Origin of the sequence: Pseudomonas sp. GLN_2 (assembly GCF_043106005.1) — a bacterium.
Lineage (GTDB): Bacteria > Pseudomonadota > Gammaproteobacteria > Pseudomonadales > Pseudomonadaceae > Aquipseudomonas > Aquipseudomonas alloputida.
Genome location: NZ_JBICMC010000020.1, coordinates 60,918 through 87,336, shown reverse-complemented (window position 1 = coordinate 87,336; position 26,419 = coordinate 60,918). Strand labels below are relative to the sequence as shown.

The following is a 26,419-nucleotide window of genomic DNA, read 5'->3' as shown; positions in this document are numbered from 1 at the left end:
TCAATTCAAAAGGTGCGTCCTTGCACCCGCGGGGTACTAGCCCGGTACGCGGCGGATTTTCGCGCCGAGCATCTGCAGTTTTTCCTCGATGCACTCGTAACCACGGTCGATGTGGTAGATGCGATCGATCAGGGTATCGCCTTCGGCAACCAGCGCCGACAGCACCAGGCTGGCGGAAGCACGCAGGTCGGTGGCCATGACCGGGGCACCCTTCAGCGCCTTGACGCCAGTGACGATGGCGGTGTTGCCTTCGACCTGGATCTGCGCGCCCATGCGGTGCATTTCGTAAACATGCATGAAGCGGTTTTCGAAGATGGTCTCGATTACCGCGCCAGTGCCTTCGGCAATGGCGTTCAGCGAGATGAACTGCGCCTGCATGTCGGTCGGGAACGCCGGATACGGGGCAGTACGCAGGTTCACGGCTTTCGGCCGCTTGCCATGCATGTCCAGTTCGATCCAGTCCTCGCCGGTGTTGATGTCGGCACCCGCTTCCTTGAGTTTTTCAAGCACGGCTTCAAGGATGGTAGGGTCGGTGTCCTTGACCTTGACGCGGCCACCGGTCACGGCAGCGGCAACCAGGTAGGTACCGGTCTCGATGCGGTCCGGCATCACGCGGTAGTTGGCCGAATCCAGTCGTTCGACACCATCGATGGTGATGGTGTCGGTACCTGCGCCCTGAATGTTCCCGCCCATGGCGTTGATGAAGTTGGCCAAATCGACCACTTCAGGCTCACGCGCGGCGTTCTGCAACACGCTGCGGCCCTTGGCCAAGGCAGCGGCCATCATGATGTTCTCGGTACCGGTCACGCTGACGGTGTCGAAGAAGAAGTGCGCGCCACGCAGGCCACCTTCAGGCGCCTTGGCCTTGATGTAGCCGCCTTCCACTTCGATCTTCGCCCCCATGGCCTCAAGGCCACGGATGTGCAGATCGACCGGGCGCGAGCCAATGGCGCAACCGCCAGGCAGGGCCACTTCGGCTTCGCCGAAACGGGCAACCATCGGGCCCAGCACCAGGATCGAGGCGCGCATGGTCTTGACCAGCTCGTACGGCGCGACCAGGGTCTTGATGGTGCGTGGGTCGATCTCCACCGACAGCTTTTCGTCGATCACAGGCTCGATGCCCATGCGCCCGAACAGCTCGATCATGGTGGTGATGTCGTGCAGGTGCGGCAGGTTGCCCACGGTGACCGGGCCATCGGCCAGCAGGGTCGCTGCCAGAATCGGCAGGGCTGCGTTTTTCGCGCCCGAAATGCGGATCTCGCCGTCAAGGCGAGCGCCGCCAGTAATAATCAGTTTGTCCATTGGAGTCTCGCCGCCAAGTTGGCTCAGGTGCGCTCAGCCCAGGCTGCGCTGCTGAAAAATTTCATGGTTACCGCATGGATGCTGCCATTGGCGATCCACGGATTCAGGTGAGCATAGATCGCCTGCTGGCGTTTGACCGGACTCAGGCCAGCCAACTCGTCGCTGATCACGTTCAACTGGAAGTTGCAGCCTTCGCCTTCAACTTCGACCCGGGAACCCGGCAATTTCTCTTCAAGGAAGCTTTTAACTTCTACGGCCTGCATGCTCAACCTCAATCGGCGCCCGATGCGCACGGGTCGGCCATCATACAAAAAAGCCCCTCGCCTGCGAAGCCCAACGAAGGCTTCGCTGACCGAGGGGCCATCATCCGTGCCGGGCCACTAGCTTGCCAGCACTTCATCGAGATCATAGACCTCGGCAATTTCCCGCATGTCGTCAGGCATGCCACGCACTTCGCACGCCTTGCCAGTGGCCTGAGCATCACGCATGTACGCAAGCAATAACGACAAGCCAACACTCGACGACTTCTCGACAGCCGAGCAATCAAGCACCAGTCGCGGCTCGCGCGAGCCATCGATCAGCACCTTGCCTTGCTTGCGCAAGGCCGGGCCGCTGCGGTAATCCAGCACGCCAGCCAGACGCAGCACGCCCGGCTCTGCCATGCTTACAGCGGCCTCGCTCATTTGACGGTCTTCTCTGGCGAGTTGTCGGCAGCCTGCTTGGCCTTGGCCACTTCGCCAGCCCAGCCGTCGATGGTCTTGTCCAGGTCATTGCCGTTGCGCTGCATGGCATCGGCGAACTGGTCACGGAACAGCTTGCCGATGTTGATGCCGTTGACGATCACGTTACGCACCTTCCACTCGCCGCCAATGTTCTCCAGGGTGTACTGCACGGGGTACACGGCACCGTTGTTGCCGGTAACCTTCATGCCGACACTGGCGCGCTTGCCGTCATCGGCTTTAGCCGGGTCGACAGTGATGCCCTGGTTGTTGTACTCGAGCAAGGCATTGCCATAAAACTGCATCAGGCTGCGCTTGAAGTTTTCCTGGAAGCGCTGCATCTGCTCCGGGGTCGCCTTGCGCGAGTACTTCACGGTCATGATGCTACGCGAGATACCGTCGGCATCCACCACCGGGCCGAGAATGCGGTTGAGCGAGTCATAGAAGGCGTTGGGGTTGGACTTGTACTGTTCCTTGTTGGCCTTGAGGTCGCCGAGCAGTTCATTGGTGGTGCTTTGAACCACTTCGTGCGGTGTCTGCACAGCCAGGGCCAGCAGGGGGAAGGCCGCCAGCAGCACCAGCAAGCCACGTCGCAGGATCGAAATCATGGGTACTCCTTAATTAGCCGGTTGCGCTTCTTTCGGTTCCTTGCCAACAGAGTTGAGCAGGAACTTGCCAATCAGATCCTCCAGCACCAGTGCCGACTGAGTGTCATGGATGGTTGCACCATCCTTGAGAACGTCGTCTTCACCGCCAACGCTGATGCCGATGTACTTCTCACCAAGCAAACCGGCGGTCAGGATCGAGGCAGTGGAGTCGGTCGGCAGGTTATCGACCGACTTGTCCAGCTGCAACGTCACCCGACCGGTGTAGGAATCACGGTCCAGATCGATGGCGGTGACCTTGCCGATGGTCACACCGGCCATGGTCACTTTAGCTCTGACCGTCAAACCGGCGATATTGTCGAAGTAAGCATAAACTTTATAGGTATCGCTGCTCGGGCTGGCCGACAGCCCGCTGACACGCAGGGCCAGCAGCAGCAGCGCCAGGATCCCGGCCAGGAGGAACAGGCCGACACCGATTTCCAGGGTGCGGTTTTGCATCAGAAATCTCCAAACATCAAGGCGGTCAGAATAAAGTCCAGACCCAGCACTGCCAACGAGGCATAGACCACGGTCTTGGTGGTTGCACGACTGATCCCTTCTGAGGTGGGCTCACAGTCGTACCCCTGGAATACGGCGATCCAGGTCGAGACGAAAGCAAACACCAGGCTCTTGACCAGCCCGTTGAGCACGTCGTCAGTGAAAGAAACACTGTTCTGCATGTTGGCCCAGAACGAGCCCTCGTAGACACCCAGCCAGTCCACCGCCACCCACGAGCCACCCCAGATACCGACCACGCTGAAGATCAGCGCCAACAGCGGCAGCGAGATGAAACCGGCCCACAGGCGTGGCGCAACGATGTACTTGAGCGGGTCGACACCGATCATTTCCAGGCTCGACAACTGCTCGGTGGACTTCATGTTGCCGATTTCGGCGGTCAGCGCGGAACCGGCACGCCCGGCAAACAGCAACGCCGTTACCACCGGGCCAAGTTCACGCAGCAGGGTCAGGGCGACCATCTGCCCTACCGCCTGCTCCGAGCCGTACTTGGTCAGGATGCTGTAGCCCTGCAGCGCCAGCACCATGCCGATGAACACACCGGACACGACGACGATCGCCAGCGACAGCACACCCACCGAGTACAACTGCTTGGTCAGCAGCTGGAAGCCGCCGCCAATACCACCGCGACCGACCAGCGCATGGAACAGGAACAGGCACGAACGCCCGAGCACGGCCAGCACGTCGATTGCCGAGCGGCCCAGCAGGCGGACACGTTCGAGTAAGGATTTTCTGCGCATCAACGCGCCCCCAGCAGGTCGGCGCGGTAGTCAGGCGCGGGAAAGTGGAAGGGAACCGGGCCATCCGGGTCGCCTTTCATGAATTGGCGGATCCGTGGATTGTCCGAACCCATCAGCTCATCAGGCGTCCCCTGGCCCAGCACTTGGCCGTCACCTACCACGTAAATGTAGTCGGCGATGCTGGCGGTTTCTGCCAGGTCATGGGAAACCACGATGCTGGTGATGCCCAGGGCATCGTTGAGCAGGCGAATCAGGCGCACCAGTACCCCCATGGCGATCGGGTCCTGGCCGACGAACGGTTCGTCGTACATGAGGATCTGCGGGTCCAGGGCAATCGCCCGGGCCAGTGCCACACGGCGCTTCATGCCACCGGACAGCTCGTCGGGCATCAGGTCGATGGCACCGCGCAGACCCACGGCCTGCAGCTTCATCAACACGATGTCACGGATCATTTCGTCCGACAGCTGAGTATGCACGCGCAGCGGGAACGCGACGTTCTCGAACACATCGAGGTCGGTGAACAACGCGCCGCTCTGGAACAGCACGCCCATCTGCTTGCGGGCGTCGAACAGGTCGCTGCGCGACAGCGTCGGCAGGTTCTGCCCGGCAACCCATACCTCACCGCTCGCGGGGCGCAACTGTGCGCCCATCAGGCGGAGCAACGTGGTCTTGCCGCACCCCGATGGCCCCATGATGCCGGTGACCTTGCCGCGCGGGATGCTGATGTCCACGTTGCTGAAAATGCTGCGCGAACCACGTTTGAAGGTTACACCCTTCAACTCGACCGCGTAGGCGCTATCCACACTCATCTAGACTCCTTGCTAATGCAGCCTCGTCCTAATGGACGCCGGCCTCCATCTGGAAGGCACACGCACCCCTGACAGGCCGAATAGCGGCGAACTATAGCACCGCTGACAGCCCCGCCCCAAGGCCGGGCAAGCAGTCGTTCAGCCCAGGGACAGGCTTTGGTGGTATTCACTGCAGCAATCGAGGAGGTGAGGGTTTTCATCATTGCGCGTATAATCGTCGCCCTTTCATCAGGCATTGCTTTTTCGACATGAGCCAATCCAGCGAGCTGATCCAATCCGCCCAACGCACTCTGCGCCTGGAACTCGAGGCCGTAGAGGCCCTTTTGGCGCGCATCGACGACAATTTCGTCAAAGCCTGCGAACTGATTCTGACCAGCAAGGGCCGGGTCGTCGTGGTCGGCATGGGCAAGTCCGGGCACATCGGCAACAAGATCGCCGCGACCCTGGCCAGCACCGGCACACCGGCGTTTTTCGTGCATCCGGCCGAAGCCAGCCATGGCGACATGGGCATGATCACCCGGGATGATGTCATCCTTGCGCTGTCGAACTCCGGCAGCACCGCCGAAATCGTCACCCTGCTGCCGTTCATCAAACGCCTTGGCATCAAGCTGATCAGCCTGACCGGCAACCCGGACTCGCCGCTGGCCCAGGCCGCCGAGGTCAACCTTGACGCACGTGTCGCACAAGAGGCCTGCCCGCTGAACCTGGCCCCCACCTCCTCCACCACGGCAGCGCTGGTACTGGGCGACGCCCTGGCCATCGCCTTGCTCGAAGCCCGCGGCTTCACCGCCGAGGACTTCGCCTTCTCGCACCCGGGAGGCGCGCTGGGCCGCCGCCTGCTGCTGAAGGTCGAGAACGTGATGCACGCCGGCGACGACCTGCCTCAAGTACCCCGCGGCACCCTGCTCAAGGACGCGCTGCTGGAAATGTCCCACAAAGGTTTGGGCATGACCGTGATCGTCGAAGCCGATGGCAAACTGGCCGGGATCTTTACCGACGGTGACCTGCGCCGCAGCCTGGACCGCAATATCGATGTGCACACCACCCTGATCGACCAGGTCATGACCGTTCACGGCAAGACTGCGCGTGCCGACATGCTCGCCGCCGAAGCCCTGAAGATAATGGAAGACCACAAGATCAACGCCCTGGTGGTGGTGGACCATGAAGACCGCCCGACCGGCGCCCTGAACATGCATGACCTGCTGCGCGCCGGCGTAATGTAAAGGAGCGATGGAATGAACCAGGACCTCATGCAACGCGGCAAAGGCATCAAGCTGGCAGTCTTCGACGTGGACGGCGTGCTCACCGACGGGCGCCTGTACTTCCTCGAGGATGGCAGCGAATTCAAGACGTTCAATACCCTCGACGGCCAGGGCATCAAGATGCTCATGGCCTCGGGCGTGACCACCGCGATCATCAGCGGGCGCAAGACCCCAGTGGTCGAACGCCGGGCCAGTAACCTCGGCATCCCGCACCTCTACCAAGGCCGGGAGGACAAATTGGTGGTGCTTGACGGCCTGCTCGCCGAACTGGGCCTAAGCTATGATCAAGTGGCTTACCTGGGCGACGACCTGCCCGACCTGCCGGTGATTCGCCGGGTGGCTCTGGGCATGGCCGTAGCCAACGCCGCACCGTTCGTACGCCAGCACGCCCACGGCGTGACCCAGGCACGTGGCGGCGAAGGCGCGGCCCGTGAATTCTGCGAATTGATCATGCAGGCCCAGGGCACCCTGGACACTGCCAACGCCAACTACCTGTAAGGCTGCCCATGCTCAGCAAGAAAGCCCGAAACATTGTGCTGCTGGGGGCGATAGCCGCCCTGTTGGTAGCCATTGGCTACTGGAATGTCAGCCCGGAAAGCTTCCTCGACAAGCCCGTGGCCCAAGTCGACGAAAGCGCCATCGATTACTACGCGATCAACGCCCACAGCGTGCAGTTCCTGCCCGACGGCAAGCTGCAATACGAAATGACCGCCGACAGGATCGAACACCTCAAGACCAGCGAAGTCACCCAGGTGACCACACCGGACCTGCACCTGTACCGCGGCACCGAGTACCCGTGGCATGTGCAGAGCACACGCGCCGAGGTCAATCCTGACGGTACCGAGGTCGAACTGATCGACAAGGTACGGATTGCCCGCACCGATGAAAAGCAGCGTGAAACCATCATTACCAGCTCACGCATGACCGTGTTCCCGCAGAAGCAATATGCGCAGACCGAGCAAGCCGTTAGAATCGACGGCGCCGGAGGCACAACTACGGGCAAAGGCATGAAAGCGTATTTGAAAGAAGGCAAGATGGACTTGCTCTCTAACGTAAGAGGACAGTATGAGGCTCGTTAAAACCCTCCCCCTTTTGCTCAGCCTGAGCGCAGCACTGGGAAGCGCGAGCGCCCTCGCCCTGCCGAACGACCGTGACCAGCCTATCCGCATCCAGGCCGACAACGCTCACCTGGATGACAAGCAAGGCGTGGCCACTTACACCGGCGACGTGATCATCACTCAGGGTTCGATGATGATCAAAGGCAACACCGTGACCATTACCCGCTCCGCCTCTGGCGATATCGACGTAGTGACCTCGGTGGGCAACCTGGCCTACTTCGAGCAGCAGCAGAGCGCAGCCAAGCCGGACAAGATGAAAGGCTGGGGCGTAACCATCCAGTACCAGTCGCAGAAGGACTTGGTCATTCTCACCGACCGCGCCAAGGTCGAGAGCGAAGGCAATACCACCGAAGGCGAAAAGATCGTCTACAACACTCAGACCCAGGTGGCGACCGCCGGCCGTGGCGGCAATGTGACAACACCCCGTCAGCGCATCGACATGGTGATCCAGCCCAAGAAGAAGGCCGAGTAAATGGCAACCCTCAAAGCCCAGCACCTGGCAAAGAGCTACAAGGGGCGGCAGGTAGTACGTGATGTCAGCCTGTCTATCGACAGCGGCCAGATCGTCGGCCTGCTCGGCCCCAACGGCGCCGGCAAGACCACCTGCTTCTACATGATTGTCGGGCTGGTCCAGGCCGAACAGGGCCGCGTACTGATCGACAACCTCGATGTCAGCCACCAGCCCATGCACGGCCGCGCTCGCGCCGGTATCGGCTACCTGCCGCAGGAAGCCTCGATCTTCCGCAAGCTGTCGGTCGCCGACAACATCATGGCCATCCTCGAGACCCGCAAGGACCTCGACCGGGACGGCCGCCGCAAAGAGCTGGAAAGCCTGCTGCAGGAGTTCCACATCAGCCACATCCGGGACAACCTCGGCATGAGCCTGTCCGGTGGTGAACGCCGCCGCGTCGAAATTGCGCGCGCCCTGGCGACCGCACCCAAGTTCATCCTGCTGGACGAACCGTTTGCCGGTGTCGACCCGATTTCGGTCGGCGACATCAAGCAGATCATCCACCACCTCAAGGCCAAAGGTATCGGCGTACTGATTACCGACCACAACGTGCGTGAAACCCTGGATATCTGCGAAACCGCTTATATCGTCAACGATGGCCGACTGATCGCCGAAGGCGACGCTGAAACCATCCTGGCAAACGACTTGGTCAAAGAAGTTTACCTGGGTCACGAGTTCCGCCTCTGACCCGGTACGCGCCTGAAGTACTGGCAAACAGCCCTGAGACTGGGGGTAAAGTTGTTACGGTACTCTAGGCAAACGCTACAATTTAAGGCATAAAACTTGCTTGATCTGGCGCTTCGGCGCCCTCGTGTAGTGGATGGCGCATGCGCGCCGGCGAACAAGGTATTAAGCCCCTGCCATGAAACCATCGCTCGTCCTAAAAATGGGCCAGCAACTGACGATGACACCTCAGTTGCAACAGGCCATCCGCCTGCTCCAGCTCTCTACCCTGGACCTCCAACAGGAAATCCAGGAAGCGCTGGAGTCGAACCCGATGCTCGAACGTCAGGAAGACGGCGAAGACTTCGACAACAGCGACCCGATGGCCGACAACGCCGAGAACAAGCCGGCCGCCGAAGTTCAGGACAACAGTTTCCAGGAAAGCACCGTCAGCGCCGACAACCTGGAAGACGGTGAGTGGAGCGAGCGCATCCCCAACGAGCTCCCGGTCGATACGGCCTGGGAAGACATCTACCAGACCAGCGCCAGCAGCCTGCCGAGCAACGATGATGACGAATGGGACTTCACCACGCGCACATCGGCCGGCGAAAGCCTGCAAAGCCACCTGCTGTGGCAGTTGAACCTGGCGCCGATGTCCGACACCGACCGCTTGATTGCCGTGACCCTGATCGACAGCATCAACGGCCAGGGCTACCTGGAAGACACACTCGAAGAAATCTGCGCAGGGTTCGACCCGGAGCTGGATATCGAGCTGGACGAGGTCGAAGCAGTACTGCACCGCATCCAGCAGTTCGAGCCGGCTGGCGTCGGCGCCCGCAATCTGGGCGAATGCCTGTTGCTGCAACTGCGCCAGCTGCCCGCTACAACGCCGTGGATGACCGAAGCCAAGCGCCTGGTTACCGATTTCATCGACCTGCTCGGCAGCCGTGACTACAGCCAGCTGATGCGGCGGATGAAAATCAAGGAAGACGAGCTGCGCCAGGTCATCGAACTGGTGCAAAGCCTTAACCCGCGCCCTGGTTCGCAGATCGAGTCCAGCGAGCCCGAGTACGTGGTGCCCGACGTCATCGTGCGCAAGGACAGCGACCGTTGGCTGGTAGAACTGAACCAGGAAGCCATCCCACGCCTGCGCGTCAACCCACAATACGCCGGCTTCGTGCGCCGTGCCGACACCAGCGCCGACAACACCTTCATGCGCAACCAGCTGCAGGAAGCGCGCTGGTTCATCAAGAGCCTGCAGAGCCGTAACGAAACCCTGATGAAGGTTGCCACGCAGATCGTCGAGCACCAGCGCGGCTTCCTCGACCACGGCGACGAAGCGATGAAGCCGTTGGTACTGCATGACATTGCCGAAGCCGTAGGCATGCACGAATCGACCATCTCGCGGGTTACCACGCAGAAATACATGCACACCCCGCGTGGCATCTACGAACTGAAATACTTTTTCTCCAGCCATGTCAGTACCTCCGAAGGCGGAGAATGCTCGTCCACGGCGATCCGCGCGATCATCAAGAAACTGGTTGCGGCGGAAAATCAGAAAAAGCCATTGAGTGACAGCAAGATCGCTGGTTTACTGGAGGCACAAGGCATCCAGGTAGCCCGTCGCACCGTCGCCAAGTACCGCGAGTCTCTCGGCATCGCACCGTCGAGCGAACGCAAGCGACTGATGTAGCCCCTGAGATGTGCCACAGCGTTTTCGTGGCAGGTGCAAGACCTGCCTCTTTATGCACGGGCAACAAAGGAGAAGCTGTATGCAAGTCAATATCAGTGGACAGCATGTAGAAGTCACCCAGCCACTGCGCGATTACGTGCTTGAAAAGCTCGCCCGCGTGGAGAGTCACTTCGACAAGATCACCAACGTGCAGGTAATCATGAAAGTCGAGAAGCTTCAGCAGAAGGTCGAGGCGACCCTGCAGATTCCCGGCGGCGAAGTGGTAGCCAACGCCGAACACGAAGACATGTATGCAGCGATCGACGCCTTGGCCGACAAGCTCGACCGCCAACTGAAAAAACACAAGGAAAAACAGCAAAGCCTGCTGCAAGGTGCAGCTGCCCGCTGATCCCCCTCATCCATGATCCGACTTGAAACCATCCTGACCCCCGGCCGTTCCCTCGTGAACGTGCCGGGCGGCAGCAAGAAGCGCGCCCTGGAAAAGGTCGCCACTGTCATCGCCGACCAAGTGCCAGAACTGGAGATGCAGGACGTCTTCGAAAAACTGGTAGCCCGGGAAAAGCTCGGTTCTACCGGTTTCGGCAATGGCATCGCCATCCCACACTGCCGGCTTGAAGGATGCTCCGCGCCAGTCAGCGCCTTGCTGCACCTGGAAGCGCCTATCGATTACGACGCCATCGATGGCGCGCCGGTGGACCTGCTGTTTGTGCTGCTGGTGCCCGAAGCGGCCACCGATGCCCACCTTGAACTTCTGCGTCAGATCGCCAGCATGCTCGATCGCAAGGAGGTCCGTGATCGACTGCGTGCGGCCACCAGCAACGAGGCCCTGTTCCAGGTTGTCCTGGACGTACAGAACGAGCACTGAACATGCGCCTGATCATCGTCAGCGGCCGGTCCGGCTCCGGCAAGAGCACCGCCCTCGATGTCCTGGAAGACAGCGGTTTCTATTGCATCGACAATCTGCCAGCCGGGCTATTGCCGCAGTTGGCGGAAAATGCACTGATCAACACCGAATTGCTGCAGCCCAAGGTGGCGGTTTCGATCGACGCACGCAACCTGCCCAGCCACCTGATGCGTTTTCCCGAGCTGCTTGAAGAAGCCCGCGCACGGCACATCCAGTGCGACGTGTTGTACCTGGATGCCGATGAAGAGGTCCTTCTCAAGCGTTTCTCGGAAACCCGCAGGCGGCACCCCCTGACCAACGCCAACCGCTCGCTCGCGGAAGCGATCCGCGTGGAAAGCGATTTGTTGGGCCCCATTGCCGACCTGGCCGACCTGAAGATCGACACCACCAACCTGAACCTGTACCAGTTGCGTGACTCGATCAAACTGCGTCTGCTCAACCAACCCGAGCCTGGCACAGCGTTTCTGGTCGAGTCGTTCGGGTTCAAGCGGGGCATGCCGGTCGACGCCGACCTGGTTTTTGACGTGCGCTGCCTGCCCAACCCCTACTGGAAACCAGAACTGCGTGAGCACTCAGGTCTCGATCAACCCGTGATCGACTACCTGGCCGCACAACCGGATGTCGAAGACATGTACAACGACATCTCCAGCTACCTGCTCAAATGGTTGCCCCGCTTCGCTGCCAGCAACCGCGCCTACGTAACCATTGCCATCGGCTGCACTGGCGGCCATCACCGTTCGGTGTACATCACCGAGCGCCTTGGTCAACAGCTGCAGCAAACCCTGAAAAACGTCCAGGTCCGTCATCGCGACCTCTAGCCCAAGGATCCACCCCAGATGCCCGCCCGCGAAATCACCATCATCAACAAGCTGGGTCTGCATGCCCGGGCGGCAGCCAAGTTCGTCGGTGTGGCCGGCCGCTTCCCCTGCCAGGTACGGGTGGGTCGCGCCCCGGACAAGCTGGTGGATGGCAAGAGCATCATGGCGGTGATGATGCTGGCCGCAGGCAAGGGCACCCAGGTGCACCTGCATACCGAGGGTGAGCAGGACAACGACGCCATGGATGCACTGGTCGAACTGATCAACAATTTCTTTGACGAAGGCGAATAGGCCTCGCAAACCTGCGCTTGCACAAGATCAGGACATCGCGGTATCCATCACCATCATCAGACAGAAGCCTGTACACAGCCCAAGGCTGGCCAGACGATGATGGCCGTTGCTGCGCGATTCGGGGATGATTTCCTGGGTGACCACCAGCAACATCGCCCCCGCTGCACAGGCCAGCCCCAGCGGCAGCAGCAGTTCGGCAACATTCACCAGCCAGGCACAGATCAGCGCCGCCACCGGCTCGACCAAGCCTGAGGCTGCGCCGATCAGGAAGGCCTTGAAGCGCGGCATGCCCGCCCCTGCCAGCACCAGCGCGATCACCAGCCCCTCAGGCACATCCTGCAAGGCAATGCCCATGGCCAGGCTGTCGGCGTCGGCCATACCTCCCCCGGCCGACACACCAATGGCCATACCTTCGGGGATGTTGTGGGCAATGATGGCAATCACGAACAGCCAGATGCGCGCTGCAATCACCGGCTGATTTGCTGTGCCCACCAACGCCTCCGGCGAAGCCCAGGATACCTTGAGGTCGACCAGGAACAGGCACAACGCCCCGAACATCAGGCCAAAACTGATCAGGCCACCTGCCCCCCAAGGGCTGAAGCCAATCGACTGAGCCGCCGCCAGGCCCGGCATGATCAGGGAAAACGCGGTGGCCGCCAGCATCACGCCAGCACCGAAGCCCAACAGCGTATCCGCCAGCGCCACGGGCATATTGCGAATGACCAGTACCGGTACTGCGCCCAGTGCCGTACCCAGCGCGCATAAAGCACCGCCCTCCAGGGCGCGCAGCATGCGCGGGTCGAGGTCTAGCCAGGCGAGGCCCCGCGCCACCAGTAACGCGGCGCCAGCCAGCAAAAGCAAAGTCCCAAGCGCCAGGCGGAACAGGCGCACACTGCTGACAGACATCACCTCAGAACGCATACCGGTCCGACTCACTTCAGGGCTTCAAGGTAACGACGTTCAACTTCCACCCAGTCAATGACGTTGTAGAAGGCACCGATGTATTCCGGACGACGGTTCTGGTACTTGAGGTAGTAAGCGTGCTCCCACACGTCCAGGCCCAGGATCGGCGCATTGCCGTGCATCAGCGGGCTGTCCTGGTTGCCGCTACTCTCCACCACCAACGTTTTTTGCGGCGTCACGCTGAGCCAGGCCCAACCGCTGCCGAAGCGGGTCAACGCGGCTTTGGTGAAAGCCTCCTTGAAAGCCTCGAAGCCGCCAAGTTGTGCTGTGACGGCTTGCGCCAGCTGGCCCACAGGCTCGCCACCGCCCTGAGGTGACATGACAGTCCAGAACAGGCTGTGGTTGGCGTGACCGCCACCATGATTGGTAACAGCGCCACGCAGGTTCTCCGGCAGTTGCTTGACGGCAGCGACCAGTTTTTCCACCGGCCATTCGGCCCATTCGGTACCTTCGAGGGCGGCATTGAGGCCGTTCACGTAGGTCTGGTGATGCTTGGTGTGGTGGATTTCCATTGTCTGGGCATCAATGTGGGGTTCCAGCGCATCGTAGGCGTATGGCAATGCAGGCAAGGTATGGGGCATGTCAGTGAATTCCGTAGGCATGGGTTCTGGGCGCCACATCCGGCTGGGCAGCGAGCTCGCTGGCCCCGGCGCTGTGGCGGTTGAGCAAGCGTTCGGTACGCGGGTACTGGCCATACTCGGCAATGAAACTCAGCAGCTCGGTGTAAGTGCGTGCACTGTGGCGCAAGGCGGCATCACGCAGTGCCTGAGGCAGGCGCGCTTCCTGGCAGGCCTGCAGCAGTCGCTGATGAGCAGCGCACAGGTAGTCGGCGCTTTCATGCGGCTGGTCAAGGCGCAGGTGCAGGTCAGCCAGGTTGTGGTGGGCGATGACGAATGCAGCCACCGCTTCGTCCACGTCATGCCAGCGCTCGAACAGCACCTGGGCCAACGCCAAGGCTTGCAGGTAGTGTTCCCGGGCGTCCACCAGTTCGCCTTGTTCGAATAGGCGGTTGGCGGTTTCCGTGGTGCGTTTCCAGTGCTGCATGGTTGTCTCCTGGGCGGTGACGCAGTGTCAGATACCGCCGGCGGTGAGTTTTTCCGGGTCCAGCAGCGTTTCAAGCTGGTCGCGGGACAGGTCGGTGTGCTCCAGCGCCACATCGATGATTGGACGCCCCTGCTTGTAGGCGGTCTTGGCGATGTCGGCGGCCTTGAGGTAGCCGATGATCGGATTCAACGCCGTGACCAGAATCGGGTTGCGCGCGAGGGCTTCCTTGAGTTTGTCTTCGTTGACCTTGAAGCTGGCGATGGCTTTGTCGGCCAGCAAGCGGCTGACGTTGGCCATCAGCTCGATGCTTTCCAGCAGGTTGCGGGCGATCACCGGCAGCATCACGTTCAGCTCGAAGTTACCGGCTTGGCCTGCGACGGCGATGGTCGCGTCGTTGCCAATCACTTGGGCGGCGACCATGGCAGTGGCCTCCGGGATCACCGGGTTGACCTTGCCTGGCATGATCGAAGAGCCCGGCTGCAAAGCTTGCAGCTCGATTTCGCCCAGACCGGCCAGCGGGCCGGAGTTCATCCAGCGCAGATCGTTGGCGATTTTCATCAACGCCACCGCAGTGGTCTTGAGCTGGCCAGACAAAGCCACGGCAGTGTCCTGCGAGCCGATCAGTGCGAACAGGTTCTGGCCGGGCGTGAACTCGATCTTGGTCAGGCCACTGAGCTGGCGAGCGAAACCGACAGCGAACTGCGGATGGGCATTGATGCCGGTACCCACGGCGGTTCCGCCCTGGGCCAGCGCCTGCAAGCGCGGCAGCACACCTTCGATGTGCGCCTTGGCAGCATTGATCTGCGCTGCCCAGCCATCCAGCACCTGACTCATCCGCACGGGCATCGCGTCCATCAGGTGAGTACGACCGGTCTTCACGAACTGATGTACTTGTGCCGACTTGACCTCGATCACCTGTACGAGGTGCGCCAGGGCTGGCAGCAACTGCTCGTGCAGGGCCAGCGCGGCGCTGACGTGGATGGTGGTCGGAATGATGTCATTGCTGCTCTGGCCACAGTTGACGTGGTCATTGGCGTTGACCGCCTCACCCAGTACATGGGTAGCCAAGGTGGCGATCACCTCATTGGCGTTCATGTTCGAACTGGTGCCAGAGCCTGTCTGGAACACATCCACCGGGAAGTGCTGGATGAAGTCCTCGGCCAGCAATTGCTCGACTGCCTTGACGATAGCCTGGCCCCGCCCGGCAGACAGTTGCTCCAGTTCGACGTTGGCCTTGGCCGCAGCGGCCTTGGCCAGCAACAAGGCACGAATGAACTGGGCCGGCATACGCTGGCCGCTGATCGGGAAGTTGTCGACCGCGCGCTGAGTCTGGGCGCCGTAGAGGGCCTGGGCCGGCACCTGCAGCTCACCCATGCTGTCACGCTCGATACGGGTATCACTCATCATCAAATCCTTGCATCAGTTCATCGGGAGAAATCGAAGGCAGCAGACGGCAATTGGCCAGCTGCAGGGCGTAGGGTTGCCAGCGTTGGTTCTGTTCCTGGCGGTCGAGGTTGCGCAGGTCCAGCAGAGGACGCCAGGCCTGGTCCAGGCACAGACAACGCCAATGCCAGGGGAGCATGCGATCGCAGGCGGTATCCAGCAGCAGGCGAAACGCTGTCAGTGCCACCGTCCATGGCGAGGTTTCGGTGCAGCACACCAGATAGCGGCCTTCGGCCAGGTAATGCTCGATCAGGCGCGGCTCGTCGGGGTCGAGCGCACAGCGAATGCGCCGGCTGAGCCAGCGCCAGTTTTCCAGATAGGGGAGTTCGCGGAGGACGGATTTCATGAACATCATCGCCGGGTTACTGGATAATGATATTCATTATTAAGTGATAAATAGAATCACTTCAAGAAAAAGGTGATGAAATAAAAACCCGGCGCGAGGGCCGGGTCTTCGGATTTGCAGAGAAAGGTGAAGTGCTGTGCCGGCCTCTTCGCGGGTAAACCCGCTCCTACAACGGCCTGTGTCCCCGCCCCGATGTGCGTCTACCCGTGTAGGAGCGGATGGATCCGCGCTAGGGCCGGCGCAGGCTAAAGATCAGCTACCAGCAACGGTCATCCGCTCGATCAACACCGAGCCCGTATGAATATTGCTACGGGTTTCAAGATCGCTGCCAATCGCGACAATCTGCTGGAACATGTCCTTCATGTTTCCGGCGATGGTGACTTCCTGTACGGCATGCTGAATCTCGCCATTCTCGACCCAGAACCCCGCCGCACCACGGGAATAGTCCCCCGTCACCATGTTCAAGCCATGCCCCATCAGTTCGGTCACCAGCAGCCCGCGCCCCATGCGGCGAATCAGCGCGGCCTGATCTTCGACACCGTGGCTGACGAACAGGTTGTGCACACCACCCGAATTGGCCGTACTCGGCAAACCCAGCTTGCGCCCCGAATAGGTACCCAGCAAGTACGACACCAGCTCGCCTTTGTCGACAAACGGTTTGGCATAGGTGGCCAGGCCATCACCGTCGAAGGCGGCGCTGCCCAACGCGCGCGGAATATGCGGGCGTTCGTCGAGGGTCAGCCAGGAAGGGAACAGGCGCTGGCCAATGGTACCCTCCAGGAACGACGACTTGCGGTACAGGTTGCCGCCGGAAATAGCCGACAGGAAGCTGCCGAACAGGCCACCGGCCAATTCGGCCGAGAACAGCACCGGTACCTCGCAAGTCGGCACCGGTCGGGCGCCAAGGCGGCTAGCGGCACGCTGGGCAGCGCGCATGCCGATGCTGCTCGGGTCGGCCAGCAGGTTGCCCTGGCGGTTCACGTCGTACCAGTAGTCACGCTGCATCTGCCCGTCGCCTTCGGCAATCATCACGCAGCTCAGGCTGTGCCGGGTCGAGGCGTAACCACCGATGAATCCATGGCTGTTGCCATACACGCGGCAGCCTTGGTGGGTATTGAGGGTGGTGCCATCGGCGTTGAGGATGCGCGGGTCGGCGTCGAACGCCGCTGCCTCGCAGGCCAGGGCCATTTCGATGGCCTTCTCGGGCTCGATATCCCAGTCGTGGTACAGGTCCAGATCCGGGATTTCACGCGCCATCAGCGCTGCGTCGGCCAAGCCCGAGCATTCATCCTCGGAGGTATGCCTGGCAATTGCCAACGCTGCGGCGACGGTCTCGCGAATCGCCTCCGGACCACTGGCCGAGGTGCTGGCCGAACCTTTGCGCTGGCCAACATAAAGGGTGATACCAAAGCCTTGGTCGCGGTTGAACTCGACCGTTTCGACCTCACGCTGGCGCACGGTGGTGGACAGCCCTTGCTCCAGCGACACCGCCACTTCGCAGGCACTGGCCCCCTGCCGACGCGCCTCGGCGATGATCGCCTCGACCTGTTCCTGCAATGCTGGCAGGTCTTTCGGACCTACGCTCTGGACTGCACTCATGGTTCTCTCCACTCAAATTCTGCGTACGGCTTGGGGTCATTCTACGACCGGGCCGGACAAGCGGCCCCCGACTGGTTATCATGGCGGCGATTTCTAGCGGACTGCCACCATGGTTGATTCAAACGACGACGCCTTCGACGGCGAAAAAAGCAAAACCCAGATCAAGCGCGAACTGCATGCGCTGGTCGAACTCGGCGAGCGGCTTACCACCCTCAAGGCCGATACCTTGGCGCGCCTGCCTTTGACCGACGAGCTGCGCAAGGCACTGGCCGAGGCCAGCAAGCACACCGCTCATGGCGCCCGTAAACGCCACATGTCGTTCGTCGGCAAGCTCATGCGCGTGCAAGACCTCGATGCCATCCATGCCTTGCTCGAACAGATGGACAGCTCGACTCGCCAGTACAACGAACGTTTCCACAGCCTGGAGCGCTGGCGTGACCGGTTGATCGACGGTAACGACGAAGACCTCGAGCGCTTCGTCAATGAGTACCCCGACACCGACCGCCAGCAGCTGCGCTCGCTGGTGCGCCATGCCCAGCACGAGAAGGCGCGGAACAAGCCGCCTGCCGCCGCGCGCAAGGTGTTCAAGTACATCCGCGACCTCGACGAGTTGCAGCGCGGGTTGCGCTGACGGACTGGGGCCTTGTGGGAGCGGGCGTGCCTGCTCCTACAATGGCTCCCGAGGCCATCAAGCCCCGGTACCGCCCACGGTAATCGCATCCAGTTTCAAGGTAGGTTGCCCCACCCCGACCGGCACCGACTGCCCGTCCTTGCCGCACGTCCCTACCCCGCTGTCCAGTGCCAGGTCGTTACCGACCATCGAAACCCGACTCATCGCCTCGGGACCATTGCCGATCAGGGTTGCGCCCTTCACTGGCGCGGTAATCTTGCCGTCTTCGATCAGGTAGGCCTCACTGGTGGAGAACACGAACTTGCCGCTGGTGATATCCACCTGCCCACCACCGAGGTTGGCGCAGTAGATACCCTTCTTCACCGACGCGATAATCTCCTGTGGGTCGCTTTCGCCGGCTCGCATGTAGGTGTTGGTCATGCGTGGCATCGGCAGGTGCGCGTAGGATTCACGGCGGCCGTTGCCGGTCACGGCCATGCCCATCAGGCGCGCGTTCAGCTTGTCCTGCATGTAACCCTTGAGCACGCCATTCTCGATCAGCGTGGTGCACTCGGTCGGGGTACCTTCGTCGTCCACGCTCAACGAGCCGCGGCGGCCTTCAAGGGTGCCATCGTCAACGATGGTGCACAGGCTCGACGCCACTTTCTCGCCAATGCGGCCACTGAACGCCGAACTGCCCTTGCGGTTGAAGTCGCCTTCCAGGCCATGGCCGACCGCTTCGTGCAACAGCACGCCCGACCAGCCCGAGCCCAGCACCACCGGCAAGGTACCGGCCGGTGCCGGGATCGCTTCCAGATTCACCAGGGCCTGGCGCAGGGCCTCGCGGGCATAGCCCATCACCCGCTCTTCGGTGAAGTAGCGGTAATCGGTACGCCCGCCACCGCCCTGCCCGCCACGCTCACGACGACCGTTCTGCTCGACGATGACGCTGACATTGAAGCGCACCAGCGGGCGTACGTCGGCGGCCAGGCTGCCATCGGCCGCGGCAATCAGAATGCGTTCCCAGACCCCGGCCATGCTCACGCTGACTTGCTGAATGCGCGGGTCCAGGGCACGGGTGGCGGCATCGACACGCTTAAGCAGCTCGACCTTTTCGGCACGGCTGAGCACGTCCAGCGGGTTGTCCGCGGTATACAGAGCGGCCACCTCCTGGCTGCGGAAGGCTTGCACCGTGCCGTTTTGCCCGGCACGGGAAATCGAACGGGCGGCACGGGCTGCCGAGGTCAGCGCTTCAAGGTTGATCGCGTTGCTGTAGGCGAAGCCGGTTTTTTCGCCGGACTGGGCACGCACGCCCACGCCCTGGTCGAGGTTGAAGCTGCCCTCTTTGACGATGCCGTCTTCCAGCGCCCAGGTTTCCGAGATCTGGCCCTGGAAATACAGGTCGGCGGCGTCGATGCCGGGGCCAGCCAACTCACCCAGCACGCTCTGCAGGCTGTCCAGGGTCAAGCCGCCTGGGGCCAGGAGCTGCTCACTGACGGTGGATAACATCTGGCTCATAGTCACTCCGAGGTATGCGCAGGCCGCAACGCGCCCTGCGAAAAAAAGCGCCGGTGCGATACCACCGGCATGCGCGCCCGAATGGACGCTTGTTCTTCAATGTCGCGCTCGGCAAGCAGTACCGCTTCACCTTGCGCCTGTTCTGCGAGAATGCGTCCCCAAGGGTCGACGATCGCCGCATGGCCATGGGTTTCCCGTGGGCCAGGATGGGCGCCGCCCTGTGCCGCAGCCAGCAGGTAACACTGGGTTTCGATGGCCCGGGCACGCACCAGCACCTCCCAATGTGCTGCACCGGTCACTGCGGTAAAAGCTGCTGGCGCTGTGATCAGCTCCGCGCCGGCAGCGCGCAGCGCGCTGTACAGTTCGGGAAAGCGCAGGTCGTAACACACGCTCAGCCCCAGCCGCCCGACCGGCGTATCAGCCACCACCACCTGAGCACCCTGCGCGTAGTCATCCGACTCGCGGTAACGGCCCCGGTTGTCGGCCACGTCCACATCAAACAAGTGCAGCTTGTCATACCTTGCCGCCACCTCGCCGTGTTCATCGACCAGCAGCGAGCACGCATGGGCCTTGAAATCGGGCTGGCCGAACGGTGGCAAGGGCAAAGTACCGGCAACAATCCATAACTTGAGGTCGCGGGCGGTGCGTTTCAACCACGGCAGAATGGGCCCTTCCCCCAAGGCTTCGGCACGGCCGATGGCAGCAGCGTCCTTGCGACCCATGGCGGCAAAGTTTTCCGGCAGCACCGCCAACCGTGCGCCGCCCAATGCGGCCTGCTCCAACAGGGCACCGGCACGCTGCAGGTTGGTCTGCACGTCGTCCTGGCTGACCATCTGGATTACCGCTGCCTTCATGGGTACTCCTAGCGGGATTTCTCGAAAGGTTTCACAAAGGTGATTCTAGGCTCTTTCCACGGCCCTTCGACACGGTAGTGCACGCTGGCAAAGCGTGACACGCGGTCACCGATCAGCCGATCGACCAGGAACAGCGCACCGCCCACCGCCGGCGCGCCGACGATCAACGCCGCCAGCGGCAGGTTGTTGGTCACCGGCAGGCTCACCTGCAAGTCAGCATCGACCCGGTCGCTGACCATGTCCAGCGTGCCGTCGAGCTCGAAGTTGCTCGACGGGCCGGTCACGGTAATCGGTTCGCGGGTTACGTACACGCCACTGCTGGCCACCAGCAAGCCCTTGACCCGATCATAGGCCAGGCCCTTGTCAAACAGGTCGGAAAAGTCCAGACGCAGGCGCCGGCCAATCGAGTTGAAGTTGAGCAGGCCGAACACCCGCAGCGCCTGTGCGCTGCCTTCGACCTCGACGAACTGGCCGGTGCGCAGTGCTGCATCCATGCTGCCCGAGAAGCGCTTCAGGCCCACCGCAGCCGGCGAACCCGGCCAGCGGCCATCCACATCCAGGCGGAAGTCGCGGCTGGTCACCGTCGGGGCGAAGCCCCAGGCGCTGAGCACATCCGCCAGGTTCTTGCCGTCAAGGCGCCCTTTGTACCAACTGCTGGTTTTGCCCGTTTCACCCTCCCAACCCCCACCGCCATCGATGCGCAACCCCTTGAGGTCGAGGTCGATATCACTGGCTGTAACGCCACGTGGGGTCGGCCGCAGCTTGATTGCGGCGCTGCCATAAAGATCGTCACCGCGATAGAGCTTGTCGATGCTCAGGTCCAGTGCCGGGACTTTGCGCGGATCGAACGAGGCCAGCGGGTCGGGGCCGTCTTCAGCCTGCTGTTCAGCGGCGCTGGCGGCAGGCAGCCGCAAGGTCTGCATGCGCACGACCATGGGCGCGCCCTTGGCATCCGGTACGCGCGCATTACCGATGACTTCCTTGCTGTCGAGGCGCAAATCCCAGGCCGGGCCGCCCCGGGCCAGGCGTACTACGGCCTGGTTCAGGTCCATGCCGAAGGCTTTCAACTGGCCGATGCTCAGGTCGACGCTTTGCAGGTTCTGCCGCGCGCTGCCACCGGGGTCGTCCCCAGCCAGCCGGCCCGCCTGCTCTTGCCAAGGGGCCAGGTCCAGGGTCTCCAGGCGCCCGCGCACCCTCAGCCCCTGGCTGACAGGTACCCGGGCGTCGCCTGTGCCCAGCACTAGCTCGCCACGGCCCTGAGCCAACGTCTCAGCCGGTGCAGCATAGGCAAAGCGGGCAAGGTCGGCGTAGGCAGCATCGAATTGCCGCTCCGGGCCCTGCAGGCTCATGTTGAAACGGCTGTCACGGGTATCTGCTGCCGCTTTGCCGAACGGAGCCGGCAGGTCGATGGCCAGACCCTTGAGGCTGGAAGTGACACTCAGGCGGTTGTCCCGGCTCCCCAGACTGAGCTGCAACTGATAGGGCAGGTCACCGGAGGCCGGCAAGGCTTGCTTGAACTGCAACCAGTCAGTCAGCGTCTTGAGCGAAACCTGGCCGTTGGCATTGATGCGGGTCTGCATCTGCCCAGCCTGACCTTCAGCGGTTATTTGCGCCGTTACCGGCTTGCCGAAGGCCTGCAGACTGATGCCTTTACCACTCAGGCCCTTGTCGAAGTCGAAGCTGAAGTCGCCCTTCAGGCGGTTCAACTCCAGGCTTGGCGGGGCCACTTTCAGGCGCGCATCGTGGGTGGTGAAGTCCACCTGCACCTTTGGGCGCTGCCCATGGGCCAGCGGGATATCGAGCTTGACCTTGCCCTTCAGCGGCCCCTCACCTTCCCAGCCGGCGAAAATTTCACCGGTGCCGATTGGCGCTTCCTTGAGAATCTTCAGGCCATCACCCAGGCTACCGTCGAAGTCGCCATCCAGATAGAGATGGCTTTGCTGGTCACCGTCGACATGCGGGATATCGACATTCACATCGCTGACCTTGGTGTCGAGGAGCACGCCTCGCTGGGCCTTGATGCGCACGCCACTGTCCTCGATGAACACATCGCCATCGACATGCTGCACCTGTGGCCAACCGGGCTGGAAGTCCAGCGCGGCGTCATGCACCTTGAAGAACAGGCTGATGCTGCGCGCTTGCGGGGATGCGCCATGGTTCAGCGAGCCCTGATACTGGAAGTAGCCTTCATCCACAGCGCCTTTGACGATAGCGCTGCGTAGCCACTCGTCGAGCGCCGGGCTGAGCACCTCGGGCAGATACTTGGCAGTAAAGCGGCCATCGCCTTCGGTCAGGCCGACGCGCAGGTCCATGTAGTCCTCGCGACCTTCCTCGAACAACAGGCGAATCAGGAAGTCACCGGCGATCTTGCCCTCCTCGCCCAGCACCTTGAGGTAGGGCGCAATCAGGGTGAAACCGTCTTTGTCCAAGGTCCAGGTCAAGCGCGCATTCGCCTTCTGGTAATGCCAGGGCTTGGCGAAGATCGGGTACAGATGCAGCATGAACGCATCGGTATCCAGGCGCAGCTCGCCGTGGCCCAGGTCACCACTGATGCTGCCACTGACGTTACCGGCCGCCGGGGCGTTGTGATAAGCATCGAAGCCTACCTTCTCCAGGTTGGCTGCGAACTGCAGGCGCTGGTCACCTTCGGCCTTGGGCCTGGCCTCGAGGCGCACATTGCGCAACGCACCGGTCACCTTCAAGCCATCGACCACATCCTTGACCTTGTCCGGCAGGGGGGCCAGGGCGTCGATCAGCGGAGTCAGCGGGGTGAGGTCGAGGCGGTCGGCCTGTAACTGCCAGCTTTCATCGGCCGCGTTCTGGCCAGGGCGCTGCTGCAACTGCAGGTGAGACTCCCAACGGGCCTTGCCGAGGTCCATGGCCAACGAGTCGACGACCACATCGAAGCCTTGCTCCCGGCGCTGGAACCAGGCGCCCAAAGCCAGATTATTCAGGTTGGCAGCCTTGCGCCCGGCATAGGCCCCCTCCAGCCTGGGTGCATTGAGCCTGACGACGGCCCGTTGCAACTGCCCCTTGCTCCAGCCGATCCAGAACTCACCGCCCGCCCGCAGGGTGTCAGCATGCCACTGGCCCAACACCCTGGGCGGCAACCAATGTGCCCAGTCACTTTGCGGCAGGCTGACATAGGCTTCTACCTCGCCATCACGCCAAGCGTCGGCCGACATACGGCTCTTCAGGCTCAACGCCAGGGGTTGGCCGTCAGGCAGGGTCGCACGCAAATCCAAGGCCTGACGGGTGGCACCGGCCTGCAGGCCGGCACTCACATAAGTCAGGGTCAGCGGGTCGCGCTGCCAGGGGTGCAGAGTGACCAGACTGTCGAACACATCGATGCGCCCCAGCTGGCGCAGGCGCTGCAGCAAGTCGGCAGGGTCCAGCGGCGCGTCGTCCTTCTTCGGCAGGCCTTCCAGGCTCCAGGCGCCCTGCTCGTTCTCGCGAAGGATCAGTTGCAGCCCGCCCAGCTGGATGCGCGCCAGGCGGACTTCGCGGGCGGTGAGGCTGGCCCAGATGTCGGGCACCACCATGACGTCGTCCAGCCGGAGCGCCTTGGTGCCTTCGCCCAATTGCAGGTCGCGCACCCGCAGCACAGGGGCCAGTCCGCTCCAGTGCCCTTCCAGGGCACCGACATGCACGGGCATGCCCAGCGCCTGCTCGGCCTTGCTTTCTACGTCGGCACGGTACTCGGCTACCAGCGGCACCAGTTCACGACCAAGGCTGACATACAGCGCCACCAATACTGCCAGCAGGGCACATACGCCCAACCCCCAGCGGGTCAGAGCAACAAGAACGCGGTTCAGACGTCCCATGGCCATGGCCCTCCAAGTCGTTTATCCATGATGGCCCGTCGTGCCGGTTTTGCCAGCACGACGATGCAGTGGCTTATTTCAGAAGGCCTCAGAGCAGCACCACGTCGTATTGTTCCTGCGAATACATCGACTCGACCTGGAAGCGAATGGTTCGACCGATGAAGGCTTCCAGTTCCGCCACGTTGCCTGACTCTTCATCGAGCAGGCGGTCGACCACCTTCTGGTTGGCCAGCACACGGTAGCCTTCAGCCTGATAGGCACGGGCCTCACGCAGGATCTCGCGGAATATTTCGTAACAGATGGTCTCGGGTGTTTTCAGCTTGCCGCGGCCCTGACAGGCCAGACACGGCTCGCAAAGCACCTGTTCCAGGCTTTCCCGCGTACGCTTGCGGGTCATCTGCACCAGGCCCAACTCGGTGATGCCGATGATGTTGGTCTTGGCGTGATCGCGCTCCAGCTGTTTTTCCAGGGTACGCAGTACCTGACGCTGGTGATCTTCGTCTTCCATGTCGATGAAGTCGATGATGATGATGCCGCCAATGTTGCGCAGGCGCAGTTGTCGGGCGATGGCGGTAGCGGCCTCGAGGTTGGTCTTGAAGATGGTTTCTTCGAGGTTGCGATGGCCGACGAAAGCCCCGGTGTTGACGTCGATGGTGGTCATCGCTTCGGCCGGGTCGACCACCAGGTAACCGCCGGACTTCAACGGCACCTTGCGCTCCAGAGCCCGCTGAATCTCGTCTTCGACACCGTACAGGTCAAAGATGGGGCGCTCGCCGGGGTAATGTTCGAGGCGGTCGGCAATTTCCGGCATCAACTCGCCAACGAACTGCGTGGTCTTCTGGAAGGTTTCCCGCGAGTCGATGCGGATCTTCTCGATCTTCGGATTGACCAGGTCGCGCAGGGTACGCAGGGCCAGACCAAGGTCTTCGTAAATGACCGTGGGCGCGCCGCAGGTCTTGATCTGGGTGCCGATCTGCTCCCACAGGCGGCGCAGGTAACGGATGTCCTGCAAGATCTCCTCGGCACGCGCGCCTTCGGCGGCGGTGCGCAAGATGAAGCCGCCGGCATCCTTGATGTTCTCGCTGTCCATGCAGTCGCTGACCACTTGCTTGAGGCGCTCACGCTCGGCCTCGTCCTCGATTTTCAGCGAAATACCGACATGACTGCTGCGTGGCATGTACACCAGGTAGCGCGACGGGATCGATAGCTGGGTGGTCAGGCGCGCCCCCTTGGTGCCGATCGGGTCCTTGGTCACCTGCACCACCAGGGCCTGGCCTTCATGTACCAGTGCGGTGATGTTCTCTACCGCCGAGCCTTCGCGCTGGGAGATTTCCGAGGCATGGATAAACGCTGCGCGCTCGAGACCGATGTCGACGAAGGCCGCCTGCATGCCTGGCAGCACACGCACCACCTTGCCCTTGTAGATATTGCCGACGATGCCACGGCGCTGGGTGCGCTCGACATGCACTTCCTGCAGCACCCCGTTTTCCACCACCGCCACACGTGACTCCATCGGGGTGATGTTGATCAGGATCTCTTCACTCATGGCAGGCTCTCGTCAAAGGTTCTTTCTAATGATGGATGGCGTATGCACTGCTGGCTACTGCGGGTTTGTTACCTCTGGCGTATGCGCGAGCGATTGCCAGCAGGCGATGCCGAACTGGCCAAGCAAATCGGCCGTTTCACAGAGCGGCAAGCCGACCACCGCCGAATAGCTGCCGGAAAGACCGGTGACGAAAACCGCACCCAGCCCCTGGACGGCATAGCCGCCAGCCTTGTCAGCTGGCTCACCGCTGGCCCAATAGCGTTGCGCTTCATCGGTGCTGATGGCGCGAAAGCGCACTGTGCTGGTCACGCAAAAACTGTGCACTCGCTGGCCATCGTCCAGGGCGACAGCGGTCAGCACCTGATGCTCGCGGCCTGACAGGTCAGCCAGCATGGCCAAGGCATCTTCACGGTTTTCCGGCTTGCCGAGAATACGACCATCGAGCACCACGGCAGTGTCTGCGCCGAGCACTACAGCCGGGCCGTCGACACGGGCCAGGCCGGCGGCGGCCTTTGCCCGGGCCAGGCGTTCGACGTAGGCAGGGGCGCTTTCGCTGGGTAGCGGAGATTCATCGATGGGGGCACTGATGACAATGAACGGCACGCCGATCTGCGTCAGCAGTTCACGACGCCGGGGCGAGCCTGAAGCCAGGTATAGCGGGGTCATGCAGACATCTCCCTGT

General features: G+C 61.9%; 29 protein-coding genes. 11 read left to right on the top strand and 18 right to left on the bottom strand.

Annotated elements, in window-relative coordinates:
• Positions 1–36 precede the first annotated feature (36 nt).
• From murA to ACF8Q6_RS05100, 7 genes are all read right to left on the bottom strand, one after another.
• A complete protein-coding gene (gene murA, locus ACF8Q6_RS05130) occupies positions 37–1,302 on the bottom strand; it encodes a UDP-N-acetylglucosamine 1-carboxyvinyltransferase (RefSeq protein ID WP_003255119.1) in 1,266 nt (421 codons plus the stop codon).
• Between the two features lie 23 nt (positions 1,303–1,325).
• Positions 1,326–1,565, bottom strand: coding sequence for a BolA family protein (locus ACF8Q6_RS05125; protein WP_003255121.1), 240 nt, complete (start codon positions 1,563–1,565; stop codon positions 1,326–1,328).
• A gap of 117 nt (positions 1,566–1,682) precedes the next feature.
• Positions 1,683–1,985 carry a lipid asymmetry maintenance protein MlaB gene (locus ACF8Q6_RS05120; protein ID WP_003255122.1) on the bottom strand — a complete coding sequence of 101 codons (303 nt, stop codon included), beginning with the start codon at positions 1,983–1,985 and terminating at the stop codon, positions 1,683–1,685.
• A complete protein-coding gene (locus ACF8Q6_RS05115; RefSeq protein ID WP_003255123.1) occupies positions 1,982–2,629 on the bottom strand; it encodes a phospholipid-binding protein MlaC in 648 nt (215 codons plus the stop codon). Before ACF8Q6_RS05115 ends, ACF8Q6_RS05120 begins: the two co-directional genes overlap by 4 nt.
• A 9-nt stretch (positions 2,630–2,638) precedes the next feature.
• On the bottom strand, positions 2,639–3,124 hold the full coding sequence (mlaD, locus tag ACF8Q6_RS05110; RefSeq protein ID WP_014755441.1) for an outer membrane lipid asymmetry maintenance protein MlaD: 486 nt from the start codon (positions 3,122–3,124) through the stop codon (positions 2,639–2,641).
• On the bottom strand, positions 3,124–3,921 hold the full coding sequence (gene mlaE / locus ACF8Q6_RS05105) for a lipid asymmetry maintenance ABC transporter permease subunit MlaE (protein ID WP_003255125.1): 798 nt from the start codon (positions 3,919–3,921) through the stop codon (positions 3,124–3,126). The genes mlaD and mlaE overlap by 1 nt, the downstream gene beginning before the upstream one ends.
• Positions 3,921–4,730, bottom strand: coding sequence for an ATP-binding cassette domain-containing protein (locus ACF8Q6_RS05100; protein WP_003255127.1), 810 nt, complete (start codon positions 4,728–4,730; stop codon positions 3,921–3,923). The genes mlaE and ACF8Q6_RS05100 overlap by 1 nt, the downstream gene beginning before the upstream one ends.
• A 248-nt stretch (positions 4,731–4,978) precedes the next feature.
• Here ACF8Q6_RS05100 and ACF8Q6_RS05095 point away from each other — a divergent pair, with 248 nt between their 5' ends.
• The 10 genes from ACF8Q6_RS05095 (at position 4,979) to ACF8Q6_RS05050 (ending at position 11,990) form a co-directional block, all read left to right on the top strand.
• Positions 4,979–5,953, top strand: coding sequence for an SIS domain-containing protein (locus ACF8Q6_RS05095; protein WP_392489472.1), 975 nt, complete (start codon positions 4,979–4,981; stop codon positions 5,951–5,953).
• Between the two features lie 12 nt (positions 5,954–5,965).
• Positions 5,966–6,490: an HAD family hydrolase gene (locus ACF8Q6_RS05090; RefSeq protein WP_012051314.1), complete on the top strand. Its 525-nt coding sequence runs from the start codon at positions 5,966–5,968 to the stop codon at positions 6,488–6,490.
• Between the two features lie 8 nt (positions 6,491–6,498).
• Positions 6,499–7,071 carry an LPS export ABC transporter periplasmic protein LptC gene (gene lptC, locus ACF8Q6_RS05085; protein WP_012051313.1) on the top strand — a complete coding sequence of 191 codons (573 nt, stop codon included), beginning with the start codon at positions 6,499–6,501 and terminating at the stop codon, positions 7,069–7,071.
• Positions 7,058–7,582: a lipopolysaccharide transport periplasmic protein LptA gene (lptA, locus tag ACF8Q6_RS05080; RefSeq protein WP_003255131.1), complete on the top strand. Its 525-nt coding sequence runs from the start codon at positions 7,058–7,060 to the stop codon at positions 7,580–7,582. Before lptC ends, lptA begins: the two co-directional genes overlap by 14 nt.
• Positions 7,583–8,308, top strand: coding sequence for an LPS export ABC transporter ATP-binding protein (gene lptB / locus ACF8Q6_RS05075; protein ID WP_003255132.1), 726 nt, complete (start codon positions 7,583–7,585; stop codon positions 8,306–8,308).
• A gap of 175 nt (positions 8,309–8,483) precedes the next feature.
• Positions 8,484–9,977, top strand: a complete 1,494-nt coding sequence (locus ACF8Q6_RS05070) for an RNA polymerase factor sigma-54 (RefSeq protein WP_003255133.1) — start codon at positions 8,484–8,486, stop codon at positions 9,975–9,977.
• Between the two features lie 79 nt (positions 9,978–10,056).
• Positions 10,057–10,365: a ribosome hibernation-promoting factor, HPF/YfiA family gene (hpf, locus tag ACF8Q6_RS05065; RefSeq protein ID WP_003255135.1), complete on the top strand. Its 309-nt coding sequence runs from the start codon at positions 10,057–10,059 to the stop codon at positions 10,363–10,365.
• 12 nt (positions 10,366–10,377) lie between these two features.
• The gene (ptsN, locus tag ACF8Q6_RS05060) at positions 10,378–10,842 is read left to right on the top strand and encodes a PTS IIA-like nitrogen regulatory protein PtsN (protein WP_003255137.1); all 465 of its coding nucleotides are present in this window, start codon (positions 10,378–10,380) and stop codon (positions 10,840–10,842) included.
• A 2-nt stretch (positions 10,843–10,844) separates the two neighbouring features.
• Positions 10,845–11,699: an RNase adapter RapZ gene (gene rapZ / locus ACF8Q6_RS05055; protein WP_003255139.1), complete on the top strand. Its 855-nt coding sequence runs from the start codon at positions 10,845–10,847 to the stop codon at positions 11,697–11,699.
• 18 nt (positions 11,700–11,717) lie between these two features.
• Positions 11,718–11,990: an HPr family phosphocarrier protein gene (locus ACF8Q6_RS05050; RefSeq protein ID WP_003255140.1), complete on the top strand. Its 273-nt coding sequence runs from the start codon at positions 11,718–11,720 to the stop codon at positions 11,988–11,990.
• A 27-nt stretch (positions 11,991–12,017) separates the two neighbouring features.
• On the opposite strand, the gene ACF8Q6_RS05045 is transcribed toward ACF8Q6_RS05050, so the two are convergent.
• The 6 genes from ACF8Q6_RS05045 to pmbA form a co-directional block, all read right to left on the bottom strand.
• Positions 12,018–12,911, bottom strand: a complete 894-nt coding sequence (locus ACF8Q6_RS05045; RefSeq protein ID WP_014755437.1) for a ZIP family metal transporter — start codon at positions 12,909–12,911, stop codon at positions 12,018–12,020.
• Between the two features lie 11 nt (positions 12,912–12,922).
• A complete protein-coding gene (locus tag ACF8Q6_RS05040; RefSeq protein ID WP_003255144.1) occupies positions 12,923–13,534 on the bottom strand; it encodes a superoxide dismutase in 612 nt (203 codons plus the stop codon).
• Between the two features lies 1 nt (position 13,535).
• Complete coding sequence (locus ACF8Q6_RS05035; RefSeq protein WP_014755435.1) at positions 13,536–13,997, bottom strand: hypothetical protein; 462 nt, start codon at positions 13,995–13,997, stop codon at positions 13,536–13,538.
• Positions 13,998–14,024: 27 nt separating this feature from the next.
• Entirely contained in the window at positions 14,025–15,401 is a 1,377-nt protein-coding gene (locus ACF8Q6_RS05030) for a class II fumarate hydratase (protein ID WP_392493386.1), read from the bottom strand.
• Positions 15,394–15,795, bottom strand: coding sequence for a hypothetical protein (locus tag ACF8Q6_RS05025; protein ID WP_012051310.1), 402 nt, complete (start codon positions 15,793–15,795; stop codon positions 15,394–15,396). Before ACF8Q6_RS05025 ends, ACF8Q6_RS05030 begins: the two co-directional genes overlap by 8 nt.
• A 243-nt stretch (positions 15,796–16,038) precedes the next feature.
• Positions 16,039–17,385 carry a metalloprotease PmbA gene (gene pmbA, locus ACF8Q6_RS05020; RefSeq protein ID WP_012051309.1) on the bottom strand — a complete coding sequence of 449 codons (1,347 nt, stop codon included), beginning with the start codon at positions 17,383–17,385 and terminating at the stop codon, positions 16,039–16,041.
• A 109-nt stretch (positions 17,386–17,494) separates the two neighbouring features.
• On the opposite strand from pmbA, the gene yjgA reads away from it, so the two are divergent.
• Positions 17,495–18,016 carry a ribosome biogenesis factor YjgA gene (yjgA, locus tag ACF8Q6_RS05015; RefSeq protein ID WP_003255152.1) on the top strand — a complete coding sequence of 174 codons (522 nt, stop codon included), beginning with the start codon at positions 17,495–17,497 and terminating at the stop codon, positions 18,014–18,016.
• A 57-nt stretch (positions 18,017–18,073) separates the two neighbouring features.
• On the opposite strand, the gene tldD is transcribed toward yjgA, so the two are convergent.
• The 5 genes from tldD to ACF8Q6_RS04990 form a co-directional block, all read right to left on the bottom strand.
• On the bottom strand, positions 18,074–19,513 hold the full coding sequence (gene tldD, locus ACF8Q6_RS05010; protein WP_003255154.1) for a metalloprotease TldD: 1,440 nt from the start codon (positions 19,511–19,513) through the stop codon (positions 18,074–18,076).
• A 2-nt stretch (positions 19,514–19,515) separates the two neighbouring features.
• A complete protein-coding gene (locus ACF8Q6_RS05005; RefSeq protein WP_392493388.1) occupies positions 19,516–20,367 on the bottom strand; it encodes a carbon-nitrogen hydrolase family protein in 852 nt (283 codons plus the stop codon).
• Positions 20,368–20,375: 8 nt separating this feature from the next.
• The gene (locus tag ACF8Q6_RS05000) at positions 20,376–24,197 is read right to left on the bottom strand and encodes a YhdP family protein (protein WP_392493389.1); all 3,822 of its coding nucleotides are present in this window, start codon (positions 24,195–24,197) and stop codon (positions 20,376–20,378) included.
• 82 nt (positions 24,198–24,279) lie between these two features.
• Positions 24,280–25,737, bottom strand: a complete 1,458-nt coding sequence (gene rng, locus ACF8Q6_RS04995) for a ribonuclease G (protein WP_003255158.1) — start codon at positions 25,735–25,737, stop codon at positions 24,280–24,282.
• 54 nt (positions 25,738–25,791) lie between these two features.
• Entirely contained in the window at positions 25,792–26,403 is a 612-nt protein-coding gene (locus ACF8Q6_RS04990; RefSeq protein ID WP_003255159.1) for a nucleoside triphosphate pyrophosphatase, read from the bottom strand.
• Positions 26,404–26,419: the final 16 nt, after the last annotated feature.